This is a genomic window from Mesorhizobium sp. M1A.F.Ca.IN.020.06.1.1, from assembly GCF_004023265.1.
GTDB lineage: Bacteria > Pseudomonadota > Alphaproteobacteria > Rhizobiales > Rhizobiaceae > Mesorhizobium.
The window spans coordinates 1-679 of sequence record NZ_RZSR01001619.1; the positions used below are offsets into that span (position 1 = coordinate 1).

1 protein-coding gene and 1 pseudogene are annotated in these 679 nt (G+C 66.9%); one reads left to right on the plus strand and one right to left on the minus strand.

All coding sequences use genetic code 11. The features are described 5' to 3' along the window. Window positions 1-308 (minus strand): sigma-70 family RNA polymerase sigma factor (locus EOA60_RS35925; protein WP_245502717.1); only part of this gene is annotated, 308 nt, incomplete at its 3' end. 188 nt (window positions 309-496) lie between these two features. Here EOA60_RS35925 and EOA60_RS35930 point away from each other — a divergent pair. Then, a pseudogene (locus EOA60_RS35930) lies at window positions 497-679 on the plus strand (aromatic amino acid aminotransferase); the annotation flags it as partial.

A 679-nucleotide genomic window follows, 5' to 3' on the forward strand; every position in this document is an offset into this window, starting at 1 on the left:
TCGCGCACCTGCGAAAGGCGCACCGAATGGTCCTGGGACGCCGGCATGTTTTGCTCGGCGAGACGGCCTGCCTGCTCGATGCGCGCTGCCTCGGACCGCCGCGAGCGCATGCGGTCGATGAAAATGTTGTGGAGGATCGCCAGCAGCCAGGCGCGCGGGTTGCCGCTCGAGCGAAAGGTGCCGCGCCGCTCATAGGCGCGCACCAGCGCGTCATGGACCAGATCCTCGGCATCGGCGCTGTCGCGCGTCAGCGCGCGCGCGTAGCGCCGCAGCGATCCCAACTGCCCGACGATATCGAAGCGTGCCATCGACCGTTTCATGCCGTGTTTACGGAGCATGTGGGGATTTTAATCCCTGGCTGCCGTTTCTTTTTGCGATTCCCGCGAGGAGTTGCGCCGGCCTGGGGTGAGCCAGTAACCGAGCGGGCAAACGGAGGAAACCGCTGGCGAAGCGCGGCCGATTTGCGTATCACTCCGCCGCCACTGGAGCCCTATCGATGTTCGAGACCCTGCAGCCCGCGCCCGCCGACAAGATCCTTGCGTTGATCGGCCTTTACCGCGCCGACACGCGCCCCGGCAAAGTCGACCTGGGTGTCGGCGTCTACAAGGATCGTGACGGCAGGACGCCGGTGATGCGGGCCGTGCGCGAGGCCGAGAAGCGGCTGCTCGCGGGCCAGGAC